At 63.4% G+C, this 25,043-nt stretch carries 22 protein-coding genes; 18 read left to right on the top strand and 4 right to left on the bottom strand.

Features of this window, described 5'->3' with window-relative positions:
• Positions 1 to 89: 89 nt before the first annotated feature.
• The 7 genes from yajC to O3297_RS19820 all read left to right on the top strand — a co-directional run bounded on the left by yajC (position 90) and on the right by O3297_RS19820 (position 6,085).
• Positions 90 to 422 (top strand): preprotein translocase subunit YajC, encoded by a 333-nt coding sequence (yajC, locus tag O3297_RS19850; RefSeq protein WP_034778948.1) that lies wholly within the window; start codon positions 90 to 92, stop codon positions 420 to 422.
• Positions 423 to 519: 97 nt separating this feature from the next.
• Entirely contained in the window at positions 520 to 2,385 is a 1,866-nt protein-coding gene (gene secD, locus O3297_RS19845; protein ID WP_034778946.1) for a protein translocase subunit SecD, read from the top strand.
• Between the two features lie 90 nt (positions 2,386 to 2,475).
• Positions 2,476 to 3,498: a protein translocase subunit SecF gene (secF, locus tag O3297_RS19840; protein ID WP_034778943.1), complete on the top strand. Its 1,023-nt coding sequence runs from the start codon at positions 2,476 to 2,478 to the stop codon at positions 3,496 to 3,498.
• Positions 3,499 to 3,572: 74 nt separating this feature from the next.
• Positions 3,573 to 4,322: a hypothetical protein gene (locus O3297_RS19835; RefSeq protein ID WP_305049556.1), complete on the top strand. Its 750-nt coding sequence runs from the start codon at positions 3,573 to 3,575 to the stop codon at positions 4,320 to 4,322.
• Positions 4,319 to 5,020, top strand: a complete 702-nt coding sequence (locus O3297_RS19830; protein ID WP_305049554.1) for a YafY family protein — start codon at positions 4,319 to 4,321, stop codon at positions 5,018 to 5,020. Before O3297_RS19835 ends, O3297_RS19830 begins: the two co-directional genes overlap by 4 nt.
• 74 nt (positions 5,021 to 5,094) lie before the next feature.
• Entirely contained in the window at positions 5,095 to 5,721 is a 627-nt protein-coding gene (locus tag O3297_RS19825) for a glutathione S-transferase family protein (protein ID WP_305049552.1), read from the top strand.
• Between the two features lie 196 nt (positions 5,722 to 5,917).
• Positions 5,918 to 6,085 (top strand): hypothetical protein, encoded by a 168-nt coding sequence (locus O3297_RS19820; RefSeq protein ID WP_305049550.1) that lies wholly within the window; start codon positions 5,918 to 5,920, stop codon positions 6,083 to 6,085.
• A 4-nt stretch (positions 6,086 to 6,089) separates the two neighbouring features.
• Here O3297_RS19820 and O3297_RS19815 read toward each other — a convergent pair whose 3' ends face one another.
• From O3297_RS19815 to O3297_RS19805, 3 genes are all read right to left on the bottom strand, one after another.
• On the bottom strand, positions 6,090 to 6,938 hold the full coding sequence (locus tag O3297_RS19815) for an HDOD domain-containing protein (RefSeq protein WP_070254782.1): 849 nt from the start codon (positions 6,936 to 6,938) through the stop codon (positions 6,090 to 6,092).
• Between the two features lie 291 nt (positions 6,939 to 7,229).
• Complete coding sequence (locus O3297_RS19810; protein WP_034778933.1) at positions 7,230 to 7,514, bottom strand: hypothetical protein; 285 nt, start codon at positions 7,512 to 7,514, stop codon at positions 7,230 to 7,232.
• A 45-nt stretch (positions 7,515 to 7,559) separates the two neighbouring features.
• Positions 7,560 to 7,994 (bottom strand): MarR family transcriptional regulator, encoded by a 435-nt coding sequence (locus O3297_RS19805; RefSeq protein WP_191909774.1) that lies wholly within the window; start codon positions 7,992 to 7,994, stop codon positions 7,560 to 7,562.
• Positions 7,995 to 8,125: 131 nt separating this feature from the next.
• Between O3297_RS19805 and O3297_RS19800 the strand changes: the two genes are divergently transcribed.
• The 10 genes from O3297_RS19800 (at position 8,126) to O3297_RS19755 (ending at position 23,104) form a co-directional block, all read left to right on the top strand.
• Positions 8,126 to 9,070, top strand: coding sequence for a GlxA family transcriptional regulator (locus O3297_RS19800; RefSeq protein ID WP_099389242.1), 945 nt, complete (start codon positions 8,126 to 8,128; stop codon positions 9,068 to 9,070).
• A gap of 140 nt (positions 9,071 to 9,210) precedes the next feature.
• On the top strand, positions 9,211 to 10,452 hold the full coding sequence (gene astC, locus O3297_RS19795) for an acetylornithine/succinylornithine family transaminase (protein WP_151097447.1): 1,242 nt from the start codon (positions 9,211 to 9,213) through the stop codon (positions 10,450 to 10,452).
• Positions 10,453 to 10,546: 94 nt separating this feature from the next.
• Entirely contained in the window at positions 10,547 to 11,578 is a 1,032-nt protein-coding gene (locus O3297_RS19790) for an arginine N-succinyltransferase (protein ID WP_034778925.1), read from the top strand.
• A 13-nt stretch (positions 11,579 to 11,591) separates the two neighbouring features.
• On the top strand, positions 11,592 to 12,644 hold the full coding sequence (gene astA, locus O3297_RS19785) for an arginine N-succinyltransferase (RefSeq protein ID WP_070254776.1): 1,053 nt from the start codon (positions 11,592 to 11,594) through the stop codon (positions 12,642 to 12,644).
• Complete coding sequence (gene astD, locus O3297_RS19780) at positions 12,637 to 14,133, top strand: succinylglutamate-semialdehyde dehydrogenase (protein WP_305049545.1); 1,497 nt, start codon at positions 12,637 to 12,639, stop codon at positions 14,131 to 14,133. Before astA ends, astD begins: the two co-directional genes overlap by 8 nt.
• A gap of 20 nt (positions 14,134 to 14,153) precedes the next feature.
• Positions 14,154 to 15,494 (top strand): N-succinylarginine dihydrolase, encoded by a 1,341-nt coding sequence (astB, locus tag O3297_RS19775; protein WP_305049544.1) that lies wholly within the window; start codon positions 14,154 to 14,156, stop codon positions 15,492 to 15,494.
• A gap of 148 nt (positions 15,495 to 15,642) precedes the next feature.
• Positions 15,643 to 20,370: an NAD-glutamate dehydrogenase domain-containing protein gene (locus O3297_RS19770; protein WP_305049543.1), complete on the top strand. Its 4,728-nt coding sequence runs from the start codon at positions 15,643 to 15,645 to the stop codon at positions 20,368 to 20,370.
• On the top strand, positions 20,370 to 21,383 hold the full coding sequence (locus tag O3297_RS19765) for a succinylglutamate desuccinylase (RefSeq protein WP_305049542.1): 1,014 nt from the start codon (positions 20,370 to 20,372) through the stop codon (positions 21,381 to 21,383). The genes O3297_RS19770 and O3297_RS19765 overlap by 1 nt, the downstream gene beginning before the upstream one ends.
• A gap of 149 nt (positions 21,384 to 21,532) precedes the next feature.
• On the top strand, positions 21,533 to 22,495 hold the full coding sequence (locus tag O3297_RS19760; RefSeq protein ID WP_176385825.1) for a DUF2167 domain-containing protein: 963 nt from the start codon (positions 21,533 to 21,535) through the stop codon (positions 22,493 to 22,495).
• Between the two features lie 99 nt (positions 22,496 to 22,594).
• Positions 22,595 to 23,104, top strand: coding sequence for a DUF1993 family protein (locus O3297_RS19755; protein WP_070254768.1), 510 nt, complete (start codon positions 22,595 to 22,597; stop codon positions 23,102 to 23,104).
• On the opposite strand, the gene O3297_RS19750 is transcribed toward O3297_RS19755, so the two are convergent.
• Positions 23,101 to 23,661: a glycine zipper 2TM domain-containing protein gene (locus O3297_RS19750; RefSeq protein ID WP_305049540.1), complete on the bottom strand. Its 561-nt coding sequence runs from the start codon at positions 23,659 to 23,661 to the stop codon at positions 23,101 to 23,103. The genes O3297_RS19755 and O3297_RS19750 overlap by 4 nt on opposite strands.
• 161 nt (positions 23,662 to 23,822) lie before the next feature.
• On the opposite strand from O3297_RS19750, the gene O3297_RS19745 reads away from it, so the two are divergent.
• Positions 23,823 to 24,935: an NADH:flavin oxidoreductase/NADH oxidase gene (locus O3297_RS19745; protein WP_305049538.1), complete on the top strand. Its 1,113-nt coding sequence runs from the start codon at positions 23,823 to 23,825 to the stop codon at positions 24,933 to 24,935.
• Positions 24,936 to 25,043 lie beyond the last annotated feature (108 nt).

Raw genomic sequence — 25,043 nt, 5'->3', positions numbered from 1 at the left:
AGTTGCCATGGCTGCAATTCGGGTTATGACGTATAGCCAATGCTAGAATACAGCGCTATTTTTTCAAACTGATTAGAACTGGAGTCACCGTGTTTTTCATTTCCAACGCTTATGCGCAAGCCCCAACCGAAGCCCTGGGCCTCGGCGGCAACCTGACCAGCTTCCTGCCGCTGGTATTGATGTTCGTGGTCATGTATTTCCTGATGATCCGCCCACAGCAAAAACGCGCCAAAGAACAACGGGCGATGATGGACGCGCTGGCCAAGGGTGACGAAGTCGTCACCGCCGGCGGCATGCTGGGCCGTGTTGTCAAGGTAGTGGACGCTTACGTCACCATCGAAGTGGCGACCGGCACCGAAGTCACGGTGCAAAAGAGTTCCATTACCACCTTGCTGCCTAAAGGCACCCTGAAGGCACTGTAATTCCTCGCTGTCATTGCTTCGGCAATGATAGACCCGGGGCGGCTATCGGCCGCCCCTCGGGACGCCTCCGACGCTCAACACTGAACGCTGAATCACTATGAATCGCTATCCTGCCTGGAAATACATCATCATCGTCGTCGCCTTATTGCTGGGCGCACTCTATACGGCGCCCAATTATTTCGGTGAATCACCGGCGCTGCAAGTAACCAGCGGCAAGTCGACCGTCAAAGTGACGGGCGATCTGATGACGCAAGTCGAGCAAATATTGACGAAAGAGAACGTCAAGTCGGAAGGTGTCACCATGGATGGCGCCGGCAACCTGGCCTCCGTGCGCGTGCGTTTTGCCGATCCCGATACCCAGTTCAAGGCAAAGCTGGTGCTGGAAAAGGATCTCAATCCTGATTCCACCGATCCCGCGTTCATCGTGACGGTCAATCTGCAAGCCAATACGCCGATGTGGATGCAGAAACTGCATGCCTTGCCCATGTTCCTGGGCCTGGACTTGCGCGGTGGCGTGCACTTCCTCATGCAGGTCGATGCGAAAGCCGTACTGAACAAGAAAGTCCAGGGCGTCCAGTCCGCCGCGCGTAGCGTGTTGCGCGACAAGAATATCCGCCACGCCGGCATCGAGCGCGTGGGCGACAGCGTGCAGATCAACTTCCGCGACGCGGAAACACGCCTGAAGGCAAAGAATGTATTGTCCGACCAGATGACGGAGCTGGCGTTCGCCGATGCGGGCGAAGGCAGCGACCTGAAACTGAACATCACCCTGAAGCCGGCGGCCCTGAAGGCAACCATCGACGAAGGCGTGAAACAGAATATCTCGACCCTGTCCAAGCGCGTCAATGAGCTGGGCGTGGCCGAGCCGCTGATCCAGCAACAAGGTCCTGACCGCATCGTGGTGCAATTGCCTGGCGTGCAGGACGTGGCCCGCGCTAAAGCCATCATCGGCCGCACGGCGACCCTGGAAGTGCGCCTGGTCGATGAAACCATCGTGCCTGGCACCGAACTGTCGAGCGCTATTCCATTCAACTCGGAACTGTTTACGGTTGGCAAGGGTGTTCCTGTCGTGCTGGCGAAGGACGTGATCCTGACGGGCGACTATATCTCCAGCGCCACGGCCAGCTTCGACCAGAACCAGCAAGCGGCCGTGTCGATCGACCTGAACGGCGACGGCGGCCGCAAGATGCGCGAAGCGACGCGCGAACGCGTGGGCAAGCGCATGGCCATCGTGCTGTTTGAAAAGGGCAAGCCGGAAGTGCTGTCGGTCGCGACCATCCAGCAGGAACTCGGTTCGCGCTTCCAGATCACCGGCATGGGCGGCGCGGAAAACGCGAATGAACTGGCGCTGCTGCTGCGCTCGGGTGCCCTGTCCGCACCGATGACCGTCATCGAAGAACGCACGATCGGGCCGCAGCTGGGTGCGGAAAACATCGCCAAGGGCTTCCACTCGACCTTGTACGGCTTCATCGCCATCGCCATCTTCATGATCGCCTACTACATGCTGTTCGGCGCCTTCAGCGTGCTGGCCCTGGCCGCCAACCTGCTGTTGCTGATCGGCTTGCTGTCGATGATCCAGGTGACCCTGACACTGCCAGGTATCGCCGCGATCGCGCTGGCGCTGGGTATGGCGATTGACGCCAACGTGCTGATCAATGAACGTATCCGCGAAGAGCTGCGCGCCGGCAATACGCCGCAAGCGGCGATCGCTGCCGGCTTCGACCGCGCCTGGGCCACGATTCTCGACTCGAACGTGACCACCCTGATCGTCGGCCTGGCACTGCTGGCCTTCGGCAGCGGTCCCGTGCGCGGCTTCGCTGTTGTGCATTGCCTGGGTATTCTGACCTCGATGTTCTCCTCCGTGTTCGTGTCGCGCGGCGTGGTCAACCTCTGGTATGGCCGCAAGAAAAAGCTGACGACCTTGTCGATCGGCACGGTGTGGGTGCCGGGCACCAGCAAATAAGCGACGGCCCAGCCTTACCCAATAGCGTCAACAGCGATAGCGTCCGGTGGCACAGCCGCCGGACGCACAGAATAGAACTCAGAGGATTTCATGGAATTTTTCCGGATCAAAAAAGATATTCCCTTCATGCGCCATGCGTTGATTTTCAACGTGATTTCGGCGGTGACCTTCCTTGCCGCCGTCTTCTTCCTGGTGCACAAGGGCTTGCACCTGTCCGTGGAATTCAAGGGCGGCACCCTGATGGAGGTGAAGTACCCGAAGGCGGCCAACCTTGAAGGCATACGCGGCACCCTGATCGGCATGGGCTACGAAGAGCCGGGCGTGACCAGCTTCGATACGGCGCGCGACGTGATGATCCGCCTGCCGGTGGAAAATGGCGTCAGCGCCGCGAACACCTCGCAGCGCGTGTTTGAAGCCTTGTGCAAGGCCGAGCAAGGCACGACCAAGGGTATCGATACCGTCACCGAAAAGGGTGAACACGTCATCAAGAGCGCCTGTATGGACGCGGCCGGCAGCGAAGCGGTCGTCTTGCAGAAAGTCGAATTCGTCGGCCCGCAAGTGGGCGAGGAACTGGCACAGAATGGCTTGAACGCGCTGGTGATGGTGATTCTGGGCGTGATGATCTACCTGGCTATCCGCTTCGAGTGGAAATACGCTGTCTCGGCCATTATCGCCAACTTGCATGACGTGGTGATCATTCTGGGCTTCTTCGCCTTCTTCCAGTGGGAATTCTCGCTGACGGTACTGGCGGCGATCCTGGCGGTGCTCGGCTACTCGGTCAACGAATCGGTGGTGATCTTTGACCGTATCCGCGAAAACTTCCGCAAGCAGCGCAAGGCAACCGTGCATGAAGTGATCGACAGTGCGATCACCAGCACCATTTCGCGTACCATCATCACCCACGGTTCCACCCAGATGATGGTGTTGTCGATGCTGGTCTTCGGCGGCCAGACCCTGCACCATTTCGCACTGGCGCTGACCATCGGTATCTGCTTCGGTATTTACTCGTCCGTGTTCGTCGCGGCCTCGATCGCCATGTGGCTGGGCGTCAAGCGCGAAGACTTGATCAAGCCGGTCAAGGAAAAGGACGAAACCGACGGCGCCGTGGTGTAAGCGCAGGTTTTTTTGCAGGTCGAATGAAGAACGATCACCGTTTGCGGTGGTCGTTTTTTTTATGGCGGATGATGATGAAGCGTTTTTTATGGGCAGGTGTGATGGCGGGCGTGACGGCGTTGGCCGGCGCCGCCGATTTCAGCCGCAGTGGCAGTGACAGCATCGCCATGCGCGGCCCGATTGCCGAGGGCGACGTGGACAAGCTGCGGCTGCTGGCCGCGCCGGGTATGACGCTGTTGCGCGTGAATAGCGACGCCGGCGATCCGCTGGCGGCGATGCAGCTGGGTCGCCTGGTGAGCCAGCTGCAACTCGATATCGCCATCGACACCGTGTGCGCGGGCAGCTGCGCGCTGTATGTCTTCCCGGCCGCGCGCCGCAAGCACATTCCGGCCGATGCCGTGCTGGCGCTGCAGGAATCAGCCTTCCTGCGCGCGCAGGCGAACCGGGCAAACATGCGGCGCAGCCTGGTTGAAGCGGGCGTGGCGGCCGAGGACCTGGACAGCGAAACGGCCGTGCTGGCGGCCCAGTTGGCGCAGACGGCGGCGCTGGAGGCGGCATTTGCCGCGGAGCTGGGCATTGTCCCCGCCTTTTACCGCGACTTCCGGCAAGTGGCAATGCAGGCCGATAGCGTACGCCTGCGCTTTCCCGACCAGGAGGCGGCCGTCTACTGGTGGCCGGCCGCCGCCCGGCTGCAGCGCTGCTACGCCATCGCCGGCGTGGACGAGGGGACGCGCGCGACACGCCTGGCGCCCGACGGCTATCTGTACGTGCCGGCCCTGTCGGCCCTCGTCATGGGCGACCAGGGCTTGCAGGCCTGTCCATGAGCCGCAGCGGCCGTTTGTTCCAGTTGATGGACGCGATGCGCGCCAGGCGCGTGCCCGTCACGGCAGCCCAGCTGGCGCAGCAGCTGGGTGTTTCCGAGCGCACGATCTACCGCGATATTCAGACCCTGGCCGAACTGGGCGCGCCCTTGCAGGGCGAAGCCGGCATCGGCTATGTGCTGCGCCGCGGCGCCTTCCTGCCGCCGCTGATGTTCGGCGCCGATGAACTGGAAGCACTGGTGCTGGGCGCGCGCTGGGTGCGCCGGCAGGGCGATGCGGGCCTGGCGCAGGCGGCCAGCAATGCCCTGGCCAAGATCGCGGCCGCCTCGCCGCGCGATTTGCGCGACAGCATGGCCGAGACCAGCTTGTGGGTGCCGCTGGGGCGTCCCGCCGACGGTACGCAGCCGGCCGACCGTTACGTGCAGCCCGTGCGCGAGGCGATCCGCTACGAACAGAAGCTCACGCTTGCCTATCAGGATGAGCATGGCAGCGCCACCTCGCGCACGGTGTGGCCGTTTGCCCTGGCCTTTTTCGAAGGCAAGCGCCTGCTGGCCGCCTGGTGCGAGCTGCGCGGCGACTACCGGCATTTCCGCATCGACCGCATCGCCAGCGTGCAGCAGCATGAGGAGCGCTATCCCACGCGGCGCCATGTGCTGCTGGAGGCCTGGCGCAAGGCGCATGATATCGATCCTGAATCCTGATTTGCGCTCCTGACAAAAACTGTCAGTGCCTGGGCCTACGATGGTGGCTTCTTCACTCACCGGAGCCATCCATCATGCGTCTGTACCACCACCCCATGTCCTCAAATGCCCGCCGTGCCCTGATGACGGCGATCCACCTCGGCTTGCCTCTGGAACTGGCGGAAGTCGACCTGATGAATGCGGACGACCGCCGCCGCCTGGCCGAGCTGAACCCGAACGGCAAGGTGCCCGTGCTGGCCGATGGCGCTTTCCTGCTGTGGGAATCGTGCGCCATCATGCAATACCTGGCCGAGCAGGTGCCGGGCCAGACGATTTATCCGCAGGCGCCGCAAGCCCGCGCCGACGTCAACCGTTGGCTGTTCTGGGCCGCGCAGCATTTCGCGCCTGCCATCAGCGTGCTGGCCTGGGAACGGGCCTGGAAAGGCATGACGGGCAATGGTCCGGCGGACCCTCTGGAAGAGGCGCGCGGCGAGCGCGACCTGCATGAATGCGCCGTGGTGCTGGACGCGCACCTGGCGGGGCGCAGCTGGATCAGCGGAGACGATGTGACCCTGGCCGATTTTGCCGTGGCCGCGCCGCTGATGTACAGCGAGGCCGTGCGGCTGCCAATGGCGCAGTATCAGCACATCCAGGCGTGGTTTGCCCGCGTGCGGCAGCTGCGCGCCTGGCAGGAAACGGAGGTGGAGCTCTTGCCGGGCTAATGTGCGCGCTAAGTGTGCCAGCGCACGGAGCCGGCACGGCGCACCGCTTAAGATAGGGCTGTCTCTTTCAGGACATCCCTAGCTTTGGACTTTACCCGCTTTCGAGCGGGTTTTTTTTGTCCGGCGTTTGAAGGTGGCTTGATAATTTGATACTTGCTGCACATATGGGGCCTATCCCACTGCCAGCAGGTAAGTCATGTTCATGCCACGCCATCCGCAACCCCTGTTGAGTACCAAGGCGGTTGCCACGCAAGTCGCCCAGCAAAAGCAGGGAACGCCGGCCATGGACAAGCATGTGCTGATCGTCGATACGCCCAAGCCGGCGGCACCTCCGCCAGTGAGCAAGAAGAAGCCTGCAGGCTAGTTACTTAGTGCACCAGCACCTTCAGCAGCGACTGCACTTCATCGTCCGATTCTTCCATGATGCTCGACAAGGTCGCATCGTCGCCGATCACGCAATCGATGCTGCCGGCGGCCCGGGCGGCGCGCACGGCGATGGCGGCCGGGCTTTCGTTGAGGGGCGAAGAGACGGGCGCCAGGTCATTCGCCAGCAGCAGGGTGTCGCCCAGCGATTCGGGCGGGATGGCGCGCAGACCTTCCCACAGCGCATCGATGGCCCCCATCACCGCTTCCGGCACCTTCAGTTTGGTCAGGACGCCATGGCCGATCGCCTGTTCGCCATGTTCGACCCAGTCCTCCGGTTCGCCGTCGAGGATGCCGGGGAATTCGGCCGCGCGCGACAGCAGATAAAACCCGCCCACTTCATGCATGATGCCGGCAAACAGGGCCGTATCAGGGTCCACCCTGGTGACGCGGCGGGCCAGCACTTGCGACAGGGCCGCCACGTGGGCCGTATGTTCCCACAGCTGGTTGGCCTTCGCTTGCAGCACGGGATCGGTAATGGTGCTGCCCAGCTGGCGCACGATCAGCGATGCCACCACCGACTGCAGGGTGCGTACGCCGAGCCGCTGCACGGCGTTGCGCACGCTGGTGATTTCATTGCCGGAACGGTTGAACGCCACGGAATTGGCGATAGCCACCGTGCGCGCGGCCAGCAGCGGGTCGGCCTGCACCAGCTTGGCGGCGGCCTCGATATGGCAGTCGGGATCGGCCAGCGCCTCTTGCAGCTTGAGCGAAGCGTCCACATTGGCAGGAAAGGTCAGCTCGCCACGAGCGGCTTGTGCGGCGATGCTTTTAAAGGCGTCGAGTCTGTTCATTGAAAAAATTATACTCGCAATATTTCCGTGCGGAACTTTTTAACCGTGATCTTTTCGCAAACAGCCGAGCAAAAGGCAAGCAAAGCCCCGTAAACGGAAAAAGGCATGCTCCTATATGGGTGGCATGCCTTTTTTCTAACGACAGCGTTCGTCACGGCGCTGGACAGGACCATCGCGAGCGGATGGGATTTGTGGCGCGAGAAGCGCAACCGTACTTTAGTACGGGGGCGCCGAGCCGGTGAGCATCGCCGGCCGCAAAGCGCACCGCGCAGCAGGTACTGTCAAGTGCTACTACAGGGATTCGCTGAAGATGGCGTCGCAGCCTTCAACGAGTTCATCGCTGTCTTCCAGCTCATCCGTCAAGCCCAGGTCGAACAATTCCTCGACGGCGTTCATGAAGCTGTTGTGCTTGGTGGCGCCGATCAGGCGGTAGATTTCACCGTCTTCGTTGCGCACGCCGATGATCAGTTTTTCCTGGCGCACCAGTTCCGGCGTGCTGGCGTTGAGCAGCAGGTTGCCGATGATGTGTTTATCGAAATGAGCGGGTTTTTTGCCTTCGAGCAGTGAGGTTTTCAACTTGGTTTCCTTTGTCTTGTTTGAATGTCTGTGCTTGGTGAATGGTCAGCCGTGGCCGTTGGCGATGGCGTGTTTCAAGCCCGCCAGGGTGGTTTCCAGCCGCATGAAATCGTCTTCGGTATAGCCGTCGAACAGGCGCTGGCCCTGCCTTGTCAGCTTGGGGAACACGTCCTGGAACATCTGTTCACCCTCGCAGCTCAGGCGCACGTAATAGGAACGCTTGTCGCGTGGACAACGTTCGCGTATCACCAGCCCCTTCTGTTCCAGCCGGTCCACCACGCCCGTCAAGGTACCCTTGGTAATCAGGGTTTTCTGGCCCAGTTCCTTGTAGGACATGCCGCAGGTGTTGCCGAGCGTGGCAATGATGTCGAATTGCGCATGCGTCAAGCCATACTGGCGCACGAAGTCGCTAGAAAACCGCTCGAAGCCTTGCATGCATTCGGCCAGCAGCCGGATACTTTTTAAATATCGTTCACCCATGGGGGTGATTATATCCTTCCGCCCCGCTTTTTTCCGCCGCGTCAGGATGCGTCCTTGCATGAGGGGCTGGAGGGGGCGGAAGTCCGGTATCATGTGGGCAACTCAGCCCTTGCCCCTGGCCCGCCTCGCCGATGTCCTTCGCTAATCTTTCCCGTATCGGCCTCGACAAACCGCTGCGTTTGCTGCTGGTCCATGCCGGCGATGCCGAGTCGATCACCTGGTCCGGCCTGGTGCAGCCGCTGCGCCTGTGCGCGCGGGCGCTGGGGCCGGACGCCCTGCAACTGGAGGTGCGCACGCCGGAACAGGTGGCTGCGCAGGGCGGCAACTGGCATATCGCGCTGCTGGTGGCAGATGAAACGGAAGTGCCGCTGCGCGCCGAGCTGTGCCGGGCCGTGATCGAGCGCTGCCGCTCGGCGCCATTCTGGGGCGGCGTGGGCGCGGCCGTGCTGTGGCTGGCCGACGCGGGCGTCATGGATGGCGTGCGCATCGCCTTGCCGTGGGCCCTGTACGCGGATGCGGAAGCCAAGGCGGAACGGGCCATCCTGACGCCGCACCTGTTCGACATCGACGGCCCGCACATCACGTGTTGCGGCGGGGCTGCCAGCATCGACTTTTCGCTGACCCTGATCGAAACCATCTTTGGCGCCGACGTGCAGGCGCTCGTCAAGGAAGCGTTGTGCGTGGACAAGGTGCGCGGCAAGGAAGAGCGCCAGCGCGTGGCCCTGCAGGCGCGCTTCGGCGTGCTGCAGCCGAAATTGTCCGAAGCGGTGACCTTGATGGAGGCCAATATCGAGGAACCGCTGTCGACCGACGACATTGCCAGCCTGGTGGGCCTGTCACGGCGCCAGCTCGAGCGGCTGTTCAAGCAATACCTGGGCAGCCTGCCGTCGCGTTACTACCTGGAATTGCGCCTGCAGCGCTCACGGCAACTATTGCTCGATACACATTATTCCATCGTGCAAGTAGGCCTGATGTGCGGCTTTTCTTCCGGCTCGCACTTTTCCACGGCCTTTGGCACCCTGTTTGGCAATACCCCGCGCGAAGAGCGGCAAAGAAAGCTCATGCCCCCGGCTTGATTCAGGCAAGCCCGTCGGTGATGAATTGTGAAAATCCTTGTCGCAGATTCAAAAGAGTTTTAGCATCCCGCTTTTTATAATGCAGTACACACGTAGCTGTCGTAGCTGCGGAGTACCTAACATATTGATGGGGAAATGCTATGAATGCCAAGCTTGATTCGACCGTAACGGCTCGTCCAGTCACCCGGGAAACCTTTGACCAGGTCCTCGTTCCTACCTACGCTCCCGCTGCCATGGTACCCGTGCGCGGTTCCGGACTGGACCTGTGGGACCAGTCAGGCAAGCATTACCTCGATTTCACCTCCGGCATCGCCGTCAACAGCCTGGGCCACTGCCATCCGGCCCTGGTCGACGTGCTGACCAAGCAAATCAATAATTTGTGGCATTTGGGCAACGGCTATACCAACGAGCCTGTCCTGCGCCTGGCGCTGGCCCTGACGGAAGCGACCTTCGCCGACCGCGCCTTCTTCTGCAACTCGGGTGCGGAAGCCAACGAAGCGGCCCTGAAACTGGCGCGCAAGTACGCCCACACCAAGTTTGGCGCGCACAAGTCGCGCATCATCTCGTGCTTCAGCTCCTTCCACGGCCGTACCCTGTTTACGGTCTCCGTCGGCGGCCAGGCCAAGTACACGGAAGGCTTTGAGCCGCTGCCGCCATCGATCGACCATATCGCCTACAACGACATCGAAGCGGCGCGCGCCGCCATCGGCGATGACGTGTGCGCCGTGATCGTCGAGCCGGTACAAGGCGAAGGCGGCGTCGTGCCGGGCAATCCGGAATTCCTCAAGGAATTGCGCGCCCTGTGCGACAAGACGGGCGCCCTGTTGATTTTCGACGAAGTCCAGTGCGGCATGGGTCGCACTGGCGCGTTGTTCGCCTACATGGGCTACGGCGTCACGCCGGACATCCTGACGGCCGCCAAGGCGTTGGGCAACGGCTACCCGATCGGCGCGATGCTGACCACGAATGAACTGGCGCAGACCCTGGCCGTCGGCACCCACGGCACCACCTACGGCGGCAACCCGCTGGCCGCCACCGTGGCCTTGACCGTGCTGGAAACGATCAACACGCCGGCGTTCCTGGCGCGTGTGAAAGAAGCGAGCGTCAACACCATCGCCATGCTGCAAGGCTTGATCACGGATTACCCGCAAGTGTTCTCCGTCGTGCGCGGCAGCGGTTTGCTGCTGGGCCTGGTAGTCACCGATGCCTACAAAGGCCGCGCGAAAGACATCCAGAAAGCGGCCGAAGCGCAAGGCTTGATGGTGCTGATCGCCGGCATGGACGTGGTGCGCCTGGCGCCGGCCCTGATCGTCTCGGACGAGCAGATTGCCGAAGCGGGCCGTCTGCTGCGCGTGGCCATCGATGGCATGCTGAAAGCCTGAGGCTAGCCTCGCTCCCTGTTTGATCACCGGCCCGCCGCTTTGCTGCGGGCCGGCTTGGTTCTACCCCAGCATCGTCAGCATTGAAGGAGTACCCATGTATGTTGTCCGTCCGGTAGAAATTGCGGATATTGCAGCCCTCGAAGCGCTGGCCGCGGTAACCATGCCGGGTGTCCATACCCTGCCGAAGACGCGCGAAAAAATCGCCGCCTCCGTCGAGCGCTCCATCGCCTCGTTTGCCGCCCATGTCGACATCCCCAGCGAAGAGTCGTATCTCTTCGTGCTTGAATCCCTGCTCGACAAGAGCATCGCCGGCACGGCCGCCATCTTTGCCTCGGCCGGCTCGAACGGCACCTATTTTTCCTTCCGCAACGACGTCATCCAGCAAGTCTCGCGCGACCTGAATATCAGCCACAGCGTGCATGCGCTGACCCTGTGTTCCGAGTTGACGGCGTACTCGCAGCTGTCCGGTTTCTATGTGCGCAACATGGAGCAGGCGGGCCTGGAAGCGGCCCTGCTGTCGCGCGCGCGGCTGCTGTTCGCCGTGCTGGCGCCGCACCGCTTCGGCGACCGCTTCTTCGTGCCGCTGGCCGGCATCACGGACGCCAACGGCCAGTCGCCGTTCTGGGATGCGCTGGGCCGCAAGTTCTTCCAGATGGATTTCCTCGATGCCGAAAAAGTCATCGGCGGTGCGCGCAACCGCACCCTGATCGTCGAACTGATGCCGCACTACCCTGTCTACGTGCCGCTGCTGCCCGGCGATGCGCAGGCGGCCATGGGCCAGATCCACCCGAGCGGCGAACTGGCTTTCAATTTGCTGACGGAAGAAGGTTTTGAAGCCGACGATTACATCGACATCTTCGATGGCGGCCCGATCCTGCAGGCGCACAAGCATGCGCTGCGTTCGTTTACGGGTTCGCTCACGCGCCGCGTCGTCGCTGGCGTCACGCCCAGCCGCACGGGCCTGAAAGTCAATTATGCGGTCGCTTCCGGCGCCGAGCGCAATTTCCGCGCCGTCACCTTTGCCTGCGATGCGCTCGAAGCGCAGGACAGCGTCGGCTTGCCGGCCGATCTGCTCGAGGCGCTGGCCGTGGCCGAAGGCGACAGCGTCATTTGCGTGCGTATCTAAGGGAGTTAATTTTATGCTAGTAGTACGCGCCATCAACGCCAATGACCTCGATGCCCTGTATGGCCTGGCCAGCCAAGTCGGCACCGGCATGACCACCCTCAAGCCGGACATGAAAATGCTGGGCGACCGCCTGGCCATCGCCTGCGCCTCGTTCGCCGAAACCATTCCGCCCGAAAAGCGCGACTACATGTTCGTCATGGAGGATACGGATACGGGCCGCCTGGCCGGCGTCTGCGCCATCAAGGGCGCCGTGGGCCTGGAAGAACCGTTCTATAACTACCGCATCGGCACCCTGGTCCATTCCAGCCGCGAGCTCGATGTGTTTACGCGCATGGAGACGCTGTACCTGTCGAACGACCTGACGGGCAGCACGGAACTGTGCTCGCTGTTTTTGCATCCCGATTACCGCAGCGGCAACAACGGCAAGCTGCTGTCGAAAAGCCGTTTCCTGTTCATCGCCCAGTTCCCGCAGCTGTTCACGGAAAAGCTGATCGCGGAAATGCGCGGCTACCAGGCGCCGGACGGCAGTTCGCCGTTCTACGAAGGCCTGGGCCGCCACTTCTTCAAGATGGATTTCCACCACGTCGACGACTTGACGAGCCTCGGTAAAAAATCGTTCATCGCCGAACTGATGCCGCGCCAGCCCATGTACGTGGCCTACCTGCCAGACGAGGCGCAGGAAGTCATCGGCAAGGTGCATCTGAGCACGGCACCCGCGCGCCGCCTGCTGGAACAGGAAGGCTTGCACTTCGAAGGCTATGTCGACATTTTCGACGCCGGTCCCGTGCTGCAGGCACGCGTGTCCGAACTGCGCGCCATGCGCGACAGCATGCCGGCCGTGCTCGACGCCGAGGCAGCGCCTGAAGTGTGCGGCGACGTTGCCCAGGCCGAGCCTTATCTGGTGTCGAACACCGACCTGAAAGATTTCCGCATGATCGTCACCAGCGCCAATCCGCACAGCGGCAAGATCGCGCTCGATGACGATGAACTGCATCTGCTGCGCTGCCATCACGGCGACACCGTGCGCACCTTGTCACTCAACCCGAGGAAGCATCCCCATGTCTAAATCGTTGAACCTTAATTCATCCACCGCAGCATCGAACTTCATCAACGGCGCCTGGCTGCCAGGCACGGGCCGCGAACTGGTCACCATCGATCCGTCGAACGGCAAGCAGACCTGGGCCAGCCTGGAAGCGACGGAGCGGGAAGTCGAACAGGCTTGCCAGGCCGCCCGCGCCGCCTTTGAAGCGTGGGCCGACACCCCCGTCGACGAACGCATCGCCATCTGCGTGCGTTTTCGCGAACTGCTGAAGGAACATGCGGAAGCGCTGGCGCTCTTGATCTCGGAAGAAGTGGGCAAGCCGTTGTGGGAGTCGCGCACGGAAGTGGCCACCATGGCCAACAAGATCGATATCTCGGTGCAGTCGTACAACGCGCGCACGGGCATCACGCAAAGCAAGATCGCCGATGGCGACGCCGTGCTGCGCCACCGTCCGCATGGCGTGTTCGGCGTCTTCGGCCCGTACAATTTCCCTGGCCACCTGCCGAATGGCCATATCGTGCCGGCCCTGATCGCCGGTAACACCATCGTCTTCAAGCCCAGCGAATATGCGCCGCGCACGGCCATCAAAACCGTGCAGCTGTGGCAGCAGGCAGGCTTGCCAAATGGCGTGGTCAACCTCGTCAACGGCGGGCGCGACACGGGCGTGGCGCTGGGCGCCAATCCCCACCTCGACGGCGTGCTGTTTACGGGTTCCTGCCAGACGGGCATCAGCCTGCACCGCCAATTCGGCGGCCAGCCGGGCAAGATGCTGGCGCTGGAAATGGGCGGCAACAATGCCCTGGTCGTATGGGACGTCAAGGATGTCGACGCGGCCGTGCACCACGCGATCTTCTCCGCCTTTGTCTCGGCCGGCCAGCGCTGCACGTGCGCGCGCCGCCTGGTGGTGCAGGACAATGCTGCGGGGTCTGCCTTCGTCGCGCGCCTGGTGGAAGTAGCCGCGAAACTGGGCATCGGCGCCTCCGACGCGCAGCCGCAGCCGTTCATGGGTCCCGTGGTATCGAGTGTCGTGGCCGCGCGCCTGGTGCAGGCGCAGGCGGACATGGTCGCCAAGGGCGGCGCCACCTTGCTGCAGATGCGCCAGCTCAACCCGCAGGCGGGTTTTGTGACGGCAGGTATCGTCGACGTTACCGCTGCTACCGGCATTCCCGACGAAGAATGGTTCGGCCCCCTGCTGCAGGTGATCCGCGTGGCCGATTTCGATGCGGCCCTGAAGGTTGCCAACGCCACCGAATTCGGCCTGGCCGCGGCGCTCCTGTCGGACGATCCGGCCCTGTGGCAAACGTTCCAGACGCGCGCGCGCGCCGGCATCATCAACTGGAACCGTCCGACCACGGGCGCGGCCAGCACGGCGCCGTTCGGCGGCATCGGCAAGTCGGGCAACCACCGTCCGAGCGCCTATTACGCGGCCGATTACTGCGCCTACCCGGTCGCTTCGATCGAGAACAGCGCGCTGGAAATGCCGGCCAAGCTGTCGCCCGGCCTGAGTTTTTAAATTTTAAGGACATGCCTTCCATGCACAGCACGCGCGAATACAATTTTGACGGCCTGGTCGGGCCATCGCATAACTATGCCGGACTTTCGTTCGGCAACGTGGCCTCGTTCAGCAATGTGAAAAGCGCTTCGAATCCGAAGCAGGCCGCCTTGCAGGGCCTGGCCAAGATGCGCGCCCTGGCCGCGCGCGGCTTTGCGCAAGCCTTGCTGCCGCCGCAGGACCGGCCGAATTTCCGCCTGCTGCGCGCTATCGGTTTCACGGGCACGGACGCCGAAGTGCTGGCGCGCGCCTACAAGGAGTCGCCCGTGATCCTGGCCTGCGCGTATTCCGCCTCGCCCATGTGGACGGCGAACGCCGCCACGGTCAGCCCGTCGACGGACACGCAGGATGGCCGCGTGCATTTCACGGCCGCCAATCTGAATAACAAGCTGCACCGCGCCTTCGAGCACGCGCAGTCGGCGCGCAGCCTGCGCGCCATTTTCAGCGACGACAAGCACTTCGCCGTGCACGATGCGCTGCCGTCGACGCCGGCCTTTGGCGACGAGGGCGCGGCCAACCACACGCGTTTGGGTGCAAGCCACGGCGCGCCATCCGTTGAATTGTTCGTGTATGGTCGGGTGGAGTTCGATCCTTCCGCGCCATCGCCGAAGCGCTATCCCGCGCGCCAGACCCTGGAAGCGTCGCAAGCCGTGGCGCGCCTGCATGGCCTCGATGCGAAACGCGTCGTGTACGTGCAGCAGAACCCGGACGTGATCGACCAGGGCGTGTTCCATAACGACGTCATCGCCGTCGGCAATGGCAATGTGCTGTTCTATCACGAGCAGGCGTTTGCCGATGAAGAGGCAAGCCTGTCGCAGCTGCGCCGCGCCGTCGCCGCCACGGGCGCGCAACTGGATGCGCTGCGCGTGGACACGGGCCAGGTGCCGATCCAGGATGCGGTGACCAGCTATCTGTTCAACAGCCAGCTGCTGACGAAAGAGGGCGGCAAGATGGCGCTGGTGATACCGCAGGAATGCCAGGAAAACCGCGCCGTGTCGCGCTACCTGGAAGGCCTGGTGGCCAGCGGTGGACCCATCGATGAACTGATACATTTCGACCTGCGCCAGAGCATGCGCAACGGCGGCGGGCCCGCCTGCCTGCGTTTGCGCGTGGCCCTGACGGAAACCGAGGCGCGCGCCATGCACCAGGGCGTGATCATGACGGAAACGCTGTACCATCGGCTGGTGCAGTGGGTGGAAAAACACTACCGCGACCATCTGGAGCCGGGCGACCTGGCCGATCCGCAACTGGCGCTGGAAGTGCATGCGGCGCTTGAAGAATTGACGATCATCCTCAACTTACCTGGATTGTACGACTTGTAGGCGATAGAAAAACACACAGAAAATCCGAGACAGACTATCCGCAACACAGAATTGGACGGGCGACCCCCGTCTCTTGACACCGCTGCCGCCCAGCCACAAGCCCGAACGACAGCGTTGGACATTCACATTACCGTAATGGAGATGCAAGATGAATCACACGCCACAAGATTTGCGTACACAAACGCTGGAGTTGATTAACGCGGCTGGCAATGCAGGCAAGGCGGCAGCGCCTGTCGTGCAGCTGGTGCAGGCATGGCTCGACTCGCTCGACGCCGAAGACCTGGCCGATATCGCGCCCGACAGCCTGGCGCCTGTGCTGGTCGACGGCTTCACGCAAGCGGCCAAGCGCACCGGCAGCGGCTGCCAGATCGCCACCCTGCGTTATGCGGATGGCCGTGGCGGCATGGCGAGCGCCTTGCTGATCCTGAACGAAGACATGCCTTACCTGGTCGACTCCATCGTCATGGCCATGCGCCGCCAGCACCTGGCAGTGCGCGGCGTGATGAACACCGTGCTGCCCGTGCGCCGCGCCGCTGACGGCAGCGTCGAAGCGGTGCGCCAGCCGGGCGACCCGCTTGAATCGTATGTGCTGGTGCTGCTCGACGAAGAGCTGGCGCCGGAAGCCCTGGCTGCGCTGGTCGCCGCCCTGGAGACGGTCGCGCGTGACGCCGCGGTGGTGCGCCGCGATAGCGCCGCCATGAGCGAGCGCCTGGCCGCTGTCGCCACGACTGCCGCCCAGCATGGCGAAGAAGGCGCGGAAGTTGCCGCCTTCCTGGAATGGGCACGCAGCGGCGGCTTTGAAGTGTTCGGCTACGCCTACTACCGCGTCAAGCCGGGCGTGCGCGAACTCGAACGCGACATCCCGAGCCGTGTCGGCGTGCTGCAGGATACGGCGCACCCCGTCTACGGCACCTGCCTGGCGAATATCCCGGGCGACTTCGATACCCTGGCCAAGCGCGACTCGGCGCTGTCCATCGTCAAGGCTGACGTGGCAGGCACTTTGCACCGCGACCAGCAGCTGGACTTCATCGGCGTGCGCGACATGGATGCGCAAGGCGCGATCCTGGGCGAGCATTGCTTCGTCGGCCTGTTCACCCGCGCGGGCAATTCCACTCCGCTGGCGGCACTGCCGTTTGCGCGCGGCCGCGTGGCCAAGGTATTGAGCCTGGCAGGCGTGCGCCAGCAAGGCTTCCGTGCCGAGAAATTCCGCGAAATCCTCGAATCCCTGCCGCGCACGGAAGCGCTGGAAGCGGACCTCGACTGGCTGGCGCAAGTGTGCGGCGCCGTCGTCTCGCTGTACAAGCAGCCGCGCACCAAGGTCTTCGCGCGCCGCGACGTGTACGCGCGCCACCTGAACGTGCTGGTCTACCTGCCGCGCGAGCGCTACAGCGCCAGCGTGGCATCGAGCCTGGCAAAGGCCCTGCAAGCCAGTTCCGGCGCCACGCATGTGAGCACACAGACCCTGGTGGCCGACGGCCCGCTGGCGCGCGTCTACCTGATCGCCCACGCCGCGCGCTACCCGCTGGACCTGGAAACGGACATCGAGCAGCCGCTCCTGAGCGTGCTCGATGGCTGGCATAACGGCTTTGCCGCCGTGGCTGACGCCGTGCCCGACGTGGCCCTGCGCACCAGCCTGCGTAAACTCTGCGCTACCTTGCCGCTCGATTACGTGGCCGCCACCGCGCCGGCCGTCGCTTTCCGCGACCTCGACACCATCCTGCGCAACACCGATCCGGCGCACGTGGCCGTGCGCATCGAAACGGGCGCCGTTACGACGATCCGTTTGTACTCGGCCAACAAGGTGCCGTCGCTGTCGACCATCCTGCCGGCCCTGCACAATGCGGGCGTGGCGATCGACCGCGAACAGGCGTATTCGGTTTCGCTGTCCGACGGCACGCGCTATTTCGTCACCAGCCTGACGGTCGATGCCGCCAGCGCGGCGAAACTGGCGCAGCCATCCGTCGTCGCCGTGGCGCAGGAACTGTTTGCGGCCCTGTTCAACGACACGGCCGAAGATGGCCGCCTGAATGGCCTCGTCATCGAAGGCGGTTTGTCGACGCGCGAAGTGCAACTGGTGCGCGCCTACACCAGCTACTGGCGCCAGACGGGCAGCCGCTTCTCGGTGCGCTACATTGCCGAAAGCCTGCGCAAGCAGCCTGCCCAGGTCAAAGCCCTGGTAGAAGCCTTCCTGCAGCGCTTCGATCCAGCATTGTCCGACGCGCAGCACGCGGCCGCCCTGGAAAGCATCGCCGCCATCAAGGCCGGCCTGCCCTCCGTGAACCATGCCGATACCGAGGAAATCCTCGGCGCGCTGGCCGACCTGATGGCCGCCACCCTGCGCACCAGCTACTTCCAGAACAATCAAGCCGGCGACAAGATCATCTTCAAGTTCGACACCAGCAGCCTGGCGCTGGTGCCGGAACCGCGTCCTTACCGCGAGATTTTCGTCTTCTCGCGCCGCTTTGAAGGCGTACACCTGCGCGGCGGCCCTGTCGCCCGTGGCGGCTTGCGCTGGTCCGACCGCATGGAAGACTACCGCACCGAAGTGCTGGGCCTCGTCAAGGCCCAGATGGTCAAAAACGCCGTCATCGTGCCGGCCGGCGCGAAGGGTGGTTTTGTCTGCAAGATGATGCCGAAGGACGCCGTGCGCGAAACCATCGCGGCCGAAGGCGAAGCCGTGTACCGCCTGTTCATTTCCAGCCTGCTGGAAGTGACGGACAACCGCTCGCTGGGCAATATCGTGCCGCCAGTAGATACCGTGTGCTTCGATGAAGCCGATCCATACCTGGTGGTCGCCGCCGACAAGGGCACGGCCACGTTCTCGGACATCGCCAACGGCATCGCCGTGCAGCGCGGTTTCTGGCTCGGCGACGCGTTCGCCTCGGGCGGCTCGAACGGCTACGACCACAAGAAGCTGGGCATCACCGCCAAGGGCGCATTCGAAGCCGTGAAGCGCCACTTCTATGAAATGGACCACGACCTCAATACCACCCCGATCACCATGGTCGGCGTGGGCGACATGTCGGGCGACGTGTTCGGCAACGGCGTATTGCTGTCGCGCCAGCTGAAACTGGTGGCCGCATTCGACCACCGCCACATCTTCCTCGACCCGACGCCGGACGTCGCCGTCTCGTTCGAAGAACGCGCGCGCCTGTTCGCCTTGCCGCGCTCCTCGTGGGACGACTACAACAAGGACTTGATCTCGGCAGGCGGCGGCGTGTATCCGCGTTCAAGCCGCACCATCGAGCTGTCGCCGCAGATCCGCGCCGCGCTCGATATTCAAGAGACCTCGCTGGCGCCGGAAGAACTGATGCACCGCATCCTGAAGTCGCCCGTGGACCTGTTCTACAACGGCGGCATCGGCACCTACATCAAGGCTTCGACGGAGACGCACGCGCAAGTGAAGGACCGCGCGAATGACCATATCCGCGTCAGCGGCAATGAGCTGCGCGTGAAGGTCGTGGCCGAAGGGGGGAATTTGGGTGCGACGCAGGCTGGCCGCATCGAATTCGCGCTGGCGGGCGGACGCATCTTTACCGATGCGATCGACAACTCGGCCGGCGTGGATTGCTCGGACCATGAAGTGAACGTGAAAATCTGGCTGGACGTGGAAGTCAATGCGGGCAAGCTGACGGAAGAGGAACGCAATCGCGAGCTGTATGCGATGACGGACGACGTCGAACGCCTGGTCTTGCGCGACAACACGCAGCAGACGCATTTGCTGGTACGCGAGTTGCAGGCGCAAAGCGAAAGCGCCGTGCAGGATGGCTATGCCGCCCTGATCGCCAGCCTGGAAGAAGAGGGCGCCCTGTCGCGCGAGCTGGAGCAGCTGCCATCGGTGGCCGAGCTGGCACGCCGCAAGCTCGATAACCGTGGCTTGACCACGCCGGAACTGGCGGTGGTGATCGCCAACGTGAAGAACCGCTTCAAGCGCATCCTGTCCGCGCTGCCGTTGACGGATGAAACGTGGGCCGAGCCGGTGCTCAAGCCTTACTTCCCATCCTTGCTGGTGGAAACCCGCTCGGCGCTCGACCACCCGCTGGCCAACGCCATCCTGGCAACCGTGCTGGCCAATGAAGTGATCAACCGCTGCGGCCCGCTGATGATCCGCAACCTGGCGGCGGAGCATGGCGTGGACGAATCGGCCGTGATCCTGGCCTGGGGCCAGGCCTGGGTGGCGCTGAACCTGGCGCCCGTGTTCGACGCGCTCGACGCCGATGCGCTGACGGTGCCGCGCGACGTGTCGATCAAGGTCGACGCACAAACGCGCGTGCTACAGCAAACGATGATCGCCGGTGTCCTGTCCGTGCCGGCCGAGCAATTGCGCGGCGCCGGCCTGGCCGAACTCACGCGCTTGTTTGGCGCGGAATCGAAGCGCGAGCTGCTGAAAGCCGTCGGCATCAAGTCGGAAGCGGCGCTGGTGCCTGGCCTGACGCCGGCCTTCGTCCAGGCGTGGGATGCGGTCGATGCGCTGGAAGTCGTCGCCGGCTTCCTGTTCCCGGCCCTGTCCGTGCCGCGTCCTGCGGCGATGGACCTGGCCGCCTTCCTGCAAGTGGGCCTGGCCCTGCGCAGCCAGGCGGGCATCGACACCCTGGAACGCGGCCTGAAGCTTGCCGCGCAAGGCAAGTCGCAGGAACAGTTGCGCAACTACGCGCAGCAAGCCCTGCGCCGCACGCAACAGCGTCTGCTGACGCAAGTGCTGGCGCGCGCCGAGCAAGGCAATGCCGGCCAGGCCGTCGATGCCGTGACGGGCGCGCTGGGCCTGTCGGCCTATGTGGCGGCGACGGAACTGGAGCAAGCCATGCTGGACGTGTGGACCTTGTCGGAAGCCGTGAATAAAATCACGACGAAATCCACAGCGGAAGCGGCGGTGTAATGACGCAAGAAGTACGACAAGCTGGACAGGGCGCTGGCGGCTTGCCGCCGGCCGTGCAGGCGCTGGCGCAGGCCGATTTCAGCGGCGTGGCGCAGTTGTTCGCCAACGCCGGTTTCACGGTGGCCTTGCCGGCGCCCGGCATGCTGCAGGTCGTCAAGCCGGGAGAAGGGCGCGCCAGCGTGGCCGTCTCGGTGGGCGTGCATGGCGACGAAACGGGGCCGATCGAAGTGCTGGCGCATCTGCTCGACGCGCTGTCGCGTGATGCGTCGACGCTGGCCGTCGATCTGCTTGTCTGCGTGGGCAATGTCGATGCGATCCGGGCCGGCAAGCGTTTCATCGACGCCGACCTGAATCGCATGTTCCGCCCCGTGCGGGGAAGCCTGGCGCAAGCGGCGGAAAGCGCGCGCGCCGATGAAATGATCGCCGCCACGGCAGCGTTCTTTGAAGCGGCCGGTCCCGTGCGCTGGCACCTGGATTTGCACACGGCCATCCGGCCTTCCGTGTACCCCACGTTTGCCATCGTGCCCGACCTGGTGGCCGACGACGCCAAGGCGCAGCTGATAGCCTGGCTGGGCCAGGCGTCCATCGGCGCCATCATCATGAATCCGCAATCGGCCGGCACCTACAGTTATTATTCGGCCGAACATTTCGGCGCGGCCGCCAGCACGGTGGAACTGGGCCGCGTAGGCACCCTGGGGCAGAACGATCTGTCCCTGTTCGACGACGTGTCGCGGGCGCTGGACGGCTTGCTGCGCGGCTTGCCTGCGCAACCGGTCAAGACAGCGCCGCACGTGTTTAAGGTGGCGCAGGAAATCATCAAGCACAGCGATGAGTTCCGCATGGCGTTTGACCGCAGCACGCAAAATTTCACGTCTCTGCCGCAGCATGCCGTGATCGCCAGCGATGGCGAGCAGGTGTACACGGTGCAGCATGCGGAAGAACTGGTGGTGTTTCCGAACCCGGACGTGCGCGTGGGCTTGCGCGCGGGGCTGATGGTGGTGCGCGTCTCTTGATTGTCCAGTAATCGTCTAGCCTCACAGGCGCCAGCCGGGGAAACCCGCCTGGCGCTTTTTTCATGGGAAAAATGCCGCACGGAAATAATTATCCATTAGGCAATCAGTTGATTTAAAATATTTACCCTTTGCAATTTTTTGGACCGATCATGTTGAAACGCCTGCTGACAGCCCTGCTGTGCCTGACCCTTTCCAGCCTGACGGCTGCCGCCCCCGCCGAAGAGAAGGCAGCCGCACCGGAAATGACGGCCGAGCAATTTCTTGCCCAGTTGCACCTGCAGCGCGGCAAGATCACCTTGCCAGGCGGCATCGCCACTCTGGATTTGCCCGCCAGCTTCCGTTATTTGTCGCCGGCGGACGCCGAGCGCGTGCTGGTCGATGCCTGGGGTAATCCGCCGGGCATGGAATCGCTGGGCATGATCGTGCCTGCCAAGACCAGCGTGCTCGAGCGCGACAGCTGGGGCGTGGTGGTGACGTATGAAAAGGAAGGGCATATCAAGGATGACGATGCGGACAGCATCAAGTACGACGAATTGCTCAAGGATATGCAGGCGTCCGTGCTGGAAAACAATGCGGAGCGCAAGAAGCAGGGGTATCCCGGCATCCATCTGATGGGCTGGGCGGAAAAACCCAGCTATGCTAAGGACACGCACAAGCTGTACTGGGCCAAGGATTTGATGGTCGATGGCGGCGAGCATTCGCTGAACTACAACGTGCGCGTGCTGGGCCGCGAAGGCGTGCTGAACCTGAACGCGATTGCCAGCATGCAGCAGATCGAGGCGATCAAGAAAGAGATGCAGCAAGTGACGGCGTTTACGGAATTTACCGACGGTAACCGCTATACGGATTTCGACAGCAAGACGGACAAGGTGGCTGAATATGGCCTGGCGGCGCTGGTGGCCGGCGGCGTGGCCAGCAAGCTGGGCTTGTTTGGCAAGCTGCTGGCGCTGCTGCTTGCCTTCAAGAAAGTGCTGCTGCTGGCGCTGGTGGGCGGCGGCGCGGCCATCGTCAAGTTTTTCGGCGGCAAGCGCAAGGAAAAGCAGGCGCCGCAGGCCGAACCTGCGGAACAGCCCGGTCATGCGCCGGATGGCAAGGTGAATCTGGAAAAGTAGAACGAACTGAGCTGATCCGTGCGTCGGCGCACATGCGCGCCCTGCCGGAAGACGACGCCTCGGGTACACTGGCTCATCGTTCACTATCAGGAGTTCGCCATGTCCGTGTCCATGTATCAGGCAACCATTCCCGTCTTCATCCGCGGCTTGCGGGTCGTTTCGGCCCTGCTGGAAAAAGCGCAAGCCCATGTGGAGGAAGATGGCATCGTGCCCGAGATTCTACTGGGCGCGCAGCTGGCGCCCGACATGCTGGACCTGACGGCGCAGGTGCAGCGCGCCAGCGATACGTCGAAGATGTCGGTCGAACGCCTGAGCGGCGTGCCGGCGCCGAAGTTCGAGGATAACGAGGCATCGTTCGAGCAGCTGCAAGAGCGCATCGCCAACACCATCGCCTATATCGACAGCGTGAATGCGGGCCAGATGGCGGGCAGCGCGCAGAAGGAAGTCGTGCTGAACTGGACGGACGAGGGAACGACATTCTCGGGCGACAATTACCTGCTCAGCTTTGCCTTGCCGAACTTCTATTTCCACGTTTCCATGGTCCACGCCATCCTGAGGAACAATGGCGTGGCCGTGGGCAAGCTCGACTATCTTGGCCCTTACGATTAACGCTGTGGCTGCTGTTGGACCTGGTTCTGCACAGCATTGCCCAGCATGCCGCCGCCGATTACGCCGGCCACCGTCGCCAGCGCCTTGCCGCGGCCGCCACCGACCTGATTGCCGATCAAGCCGCCGATGACGGCGCCCGTGCCGATGCCCACGTAGTTGGGTTGTGCCGGTGCTGGCGCAGGCACTGGCTGCGGCTGGCGTACGGGTTCGCGGTAGGCTGTTTCGCGGTAGCCATCGTCATTGTAGGCAGGACGCGATTGCGCCACTTGCGTATGGTGCACGACGCGCTTGTGCACGACGGGTGCCGGGGCTGGCGCCGGGGCGGCTTGCGCCACGACAGGCGCGGCTACCGGTGCAGTCACGGGAGCCATAGCGGGCGCTGCCAGGGCAGCGGCGCTGGCCGGCGTCATGGCGGCCACGTCGGCAGGCACGTTCGCCCGCGAATTGGGCAGGATGCCGGCGATGGACGCTGCGCCCACCAGGCACAGGACCGTCACGGAAATGGCGGCGCCGGCCATCAAGGGGTGGATGCGGCTGGCGGTAGTCGTCGTGTTCATGTGTTCTCCTGGGGTGGCACTGCGGGTGTTATTGATGTGTCCAGATTAACGGTCTCCTCGCCGCAAGGCTAGACGGTGCGCTGTATCAAACGTAAGCAGGTGTAAGGCCCCGATCGCCAAAGCGCAGTAGAATCGGTGCTTCCCCTTTCCCGGAGTCCGCCATGAGCCAGCTATTCACGCCGTATGCACTGGGGCCGCTGCAGGTGGCCAACCGCATCGCCATCGCGCCCATGTGCCAGTACTCGGCCGAGAACGGCAACGCCACCGACTGGCACATGATCCACCTGGGCCACCTGGCCCTGTCCGGTGCGGGCTTGCTGATGACGGAAGCGACGGCCGTCTCGCCCGAGGGACGCATTTCGGCCGAAGACCTGGGCCTGTGGTCGGACGCGAACCAGGCGGCGCTGGCCAAGGTGGTGCAGGCGATCCGCCGCCACTCTCCGATTCCGCTGGTGGTGCAACTGGGCCATGCTGGACGCAAGGCGTCGAGCCGCGCGCCATGGGAGGGCGGCGCCTGCGTGCATCTGGCCGAGGGCGGCTGGCAAACGGTGGCGCCGTCCGCCATCGCCCACGCACCCGGCGAAACCGTGCCGATCGCCCTCGATGAAATGGGTTTGTTGCAGATCAAGGGCGCGTTTGTCGCGGCCGCCCAGCGCGTGCATGCGCTGGGCATCGAGGGCATCGAATTGCATGCGGCGCACGGTTATCTGCTGCACCAGTTCCTCTCGCCCCTGTCCAATCACCGTACCGACGCGTATGGCGGCAGCCTGGAAAACCGCATGCGTTTTCCGCTGGAAGTCTATGAAGCCGTGCGCGCCGCCGTGCCGGCCACGGTGGCCGTGGGCGTGCGCCTTTCCGCCACCGACTGGGTCGAGGGCGGCTGGGAAATTGGGCAAAGCGTGCGCTTCGCGCAGGAACTCAAGCAGCTGGGTGCCGACTTCATCCACGTCTCCAGTGGCGGTATTTCTCCGTTGCAGCAAATCCCCGTGGGACCGGGCTACCAGGTGGCGTTTGCCGAACGCATCAAGCGCGACAGCGGCTTGCCCACCATCAGCGTGGGCTTGATCACGGAAGCGCAGCAGGCGGAAGACATCATTGCGCAAGGCCAGTCCGACATGGTGGCGCTGGCGCGCGCCATCCTGTTCGACCCGCGCTGGCCCTGGCACGCGGCGGCCCAGCTGGGCGCGCAAGTGTCGGCGCCACCGCAGTACTGGCGCTCGCAGCCGCGTGAATTCAAGAACCTGTTCGGCGACACGACCCTGGGCCAGCGCTGACCCGGCTGTCTCTGCTACACTGACGCTTCTTCCCCTTTCTCCAGGACGCTTCGACATGCGCCATTGATACTGCCGTGCTGTGCACGGCCTCGCCCATCCCGCCACAGC

It is taken from the genome of Janthinobacterium sp. SUN128 (assembly GCF_030587275.1).
Lineage (GTDB): Bacteria > Pseudomonadota > Gammaproteobacteria > Burkholderiales > Burkholderiaceae_D > Janthinobacterium > Janthinobacterium lividum.
Note: the sequence above shows the minus strand (reverse complement) of the source record. Positions and strands in the feature narration are given on the sequence as shown.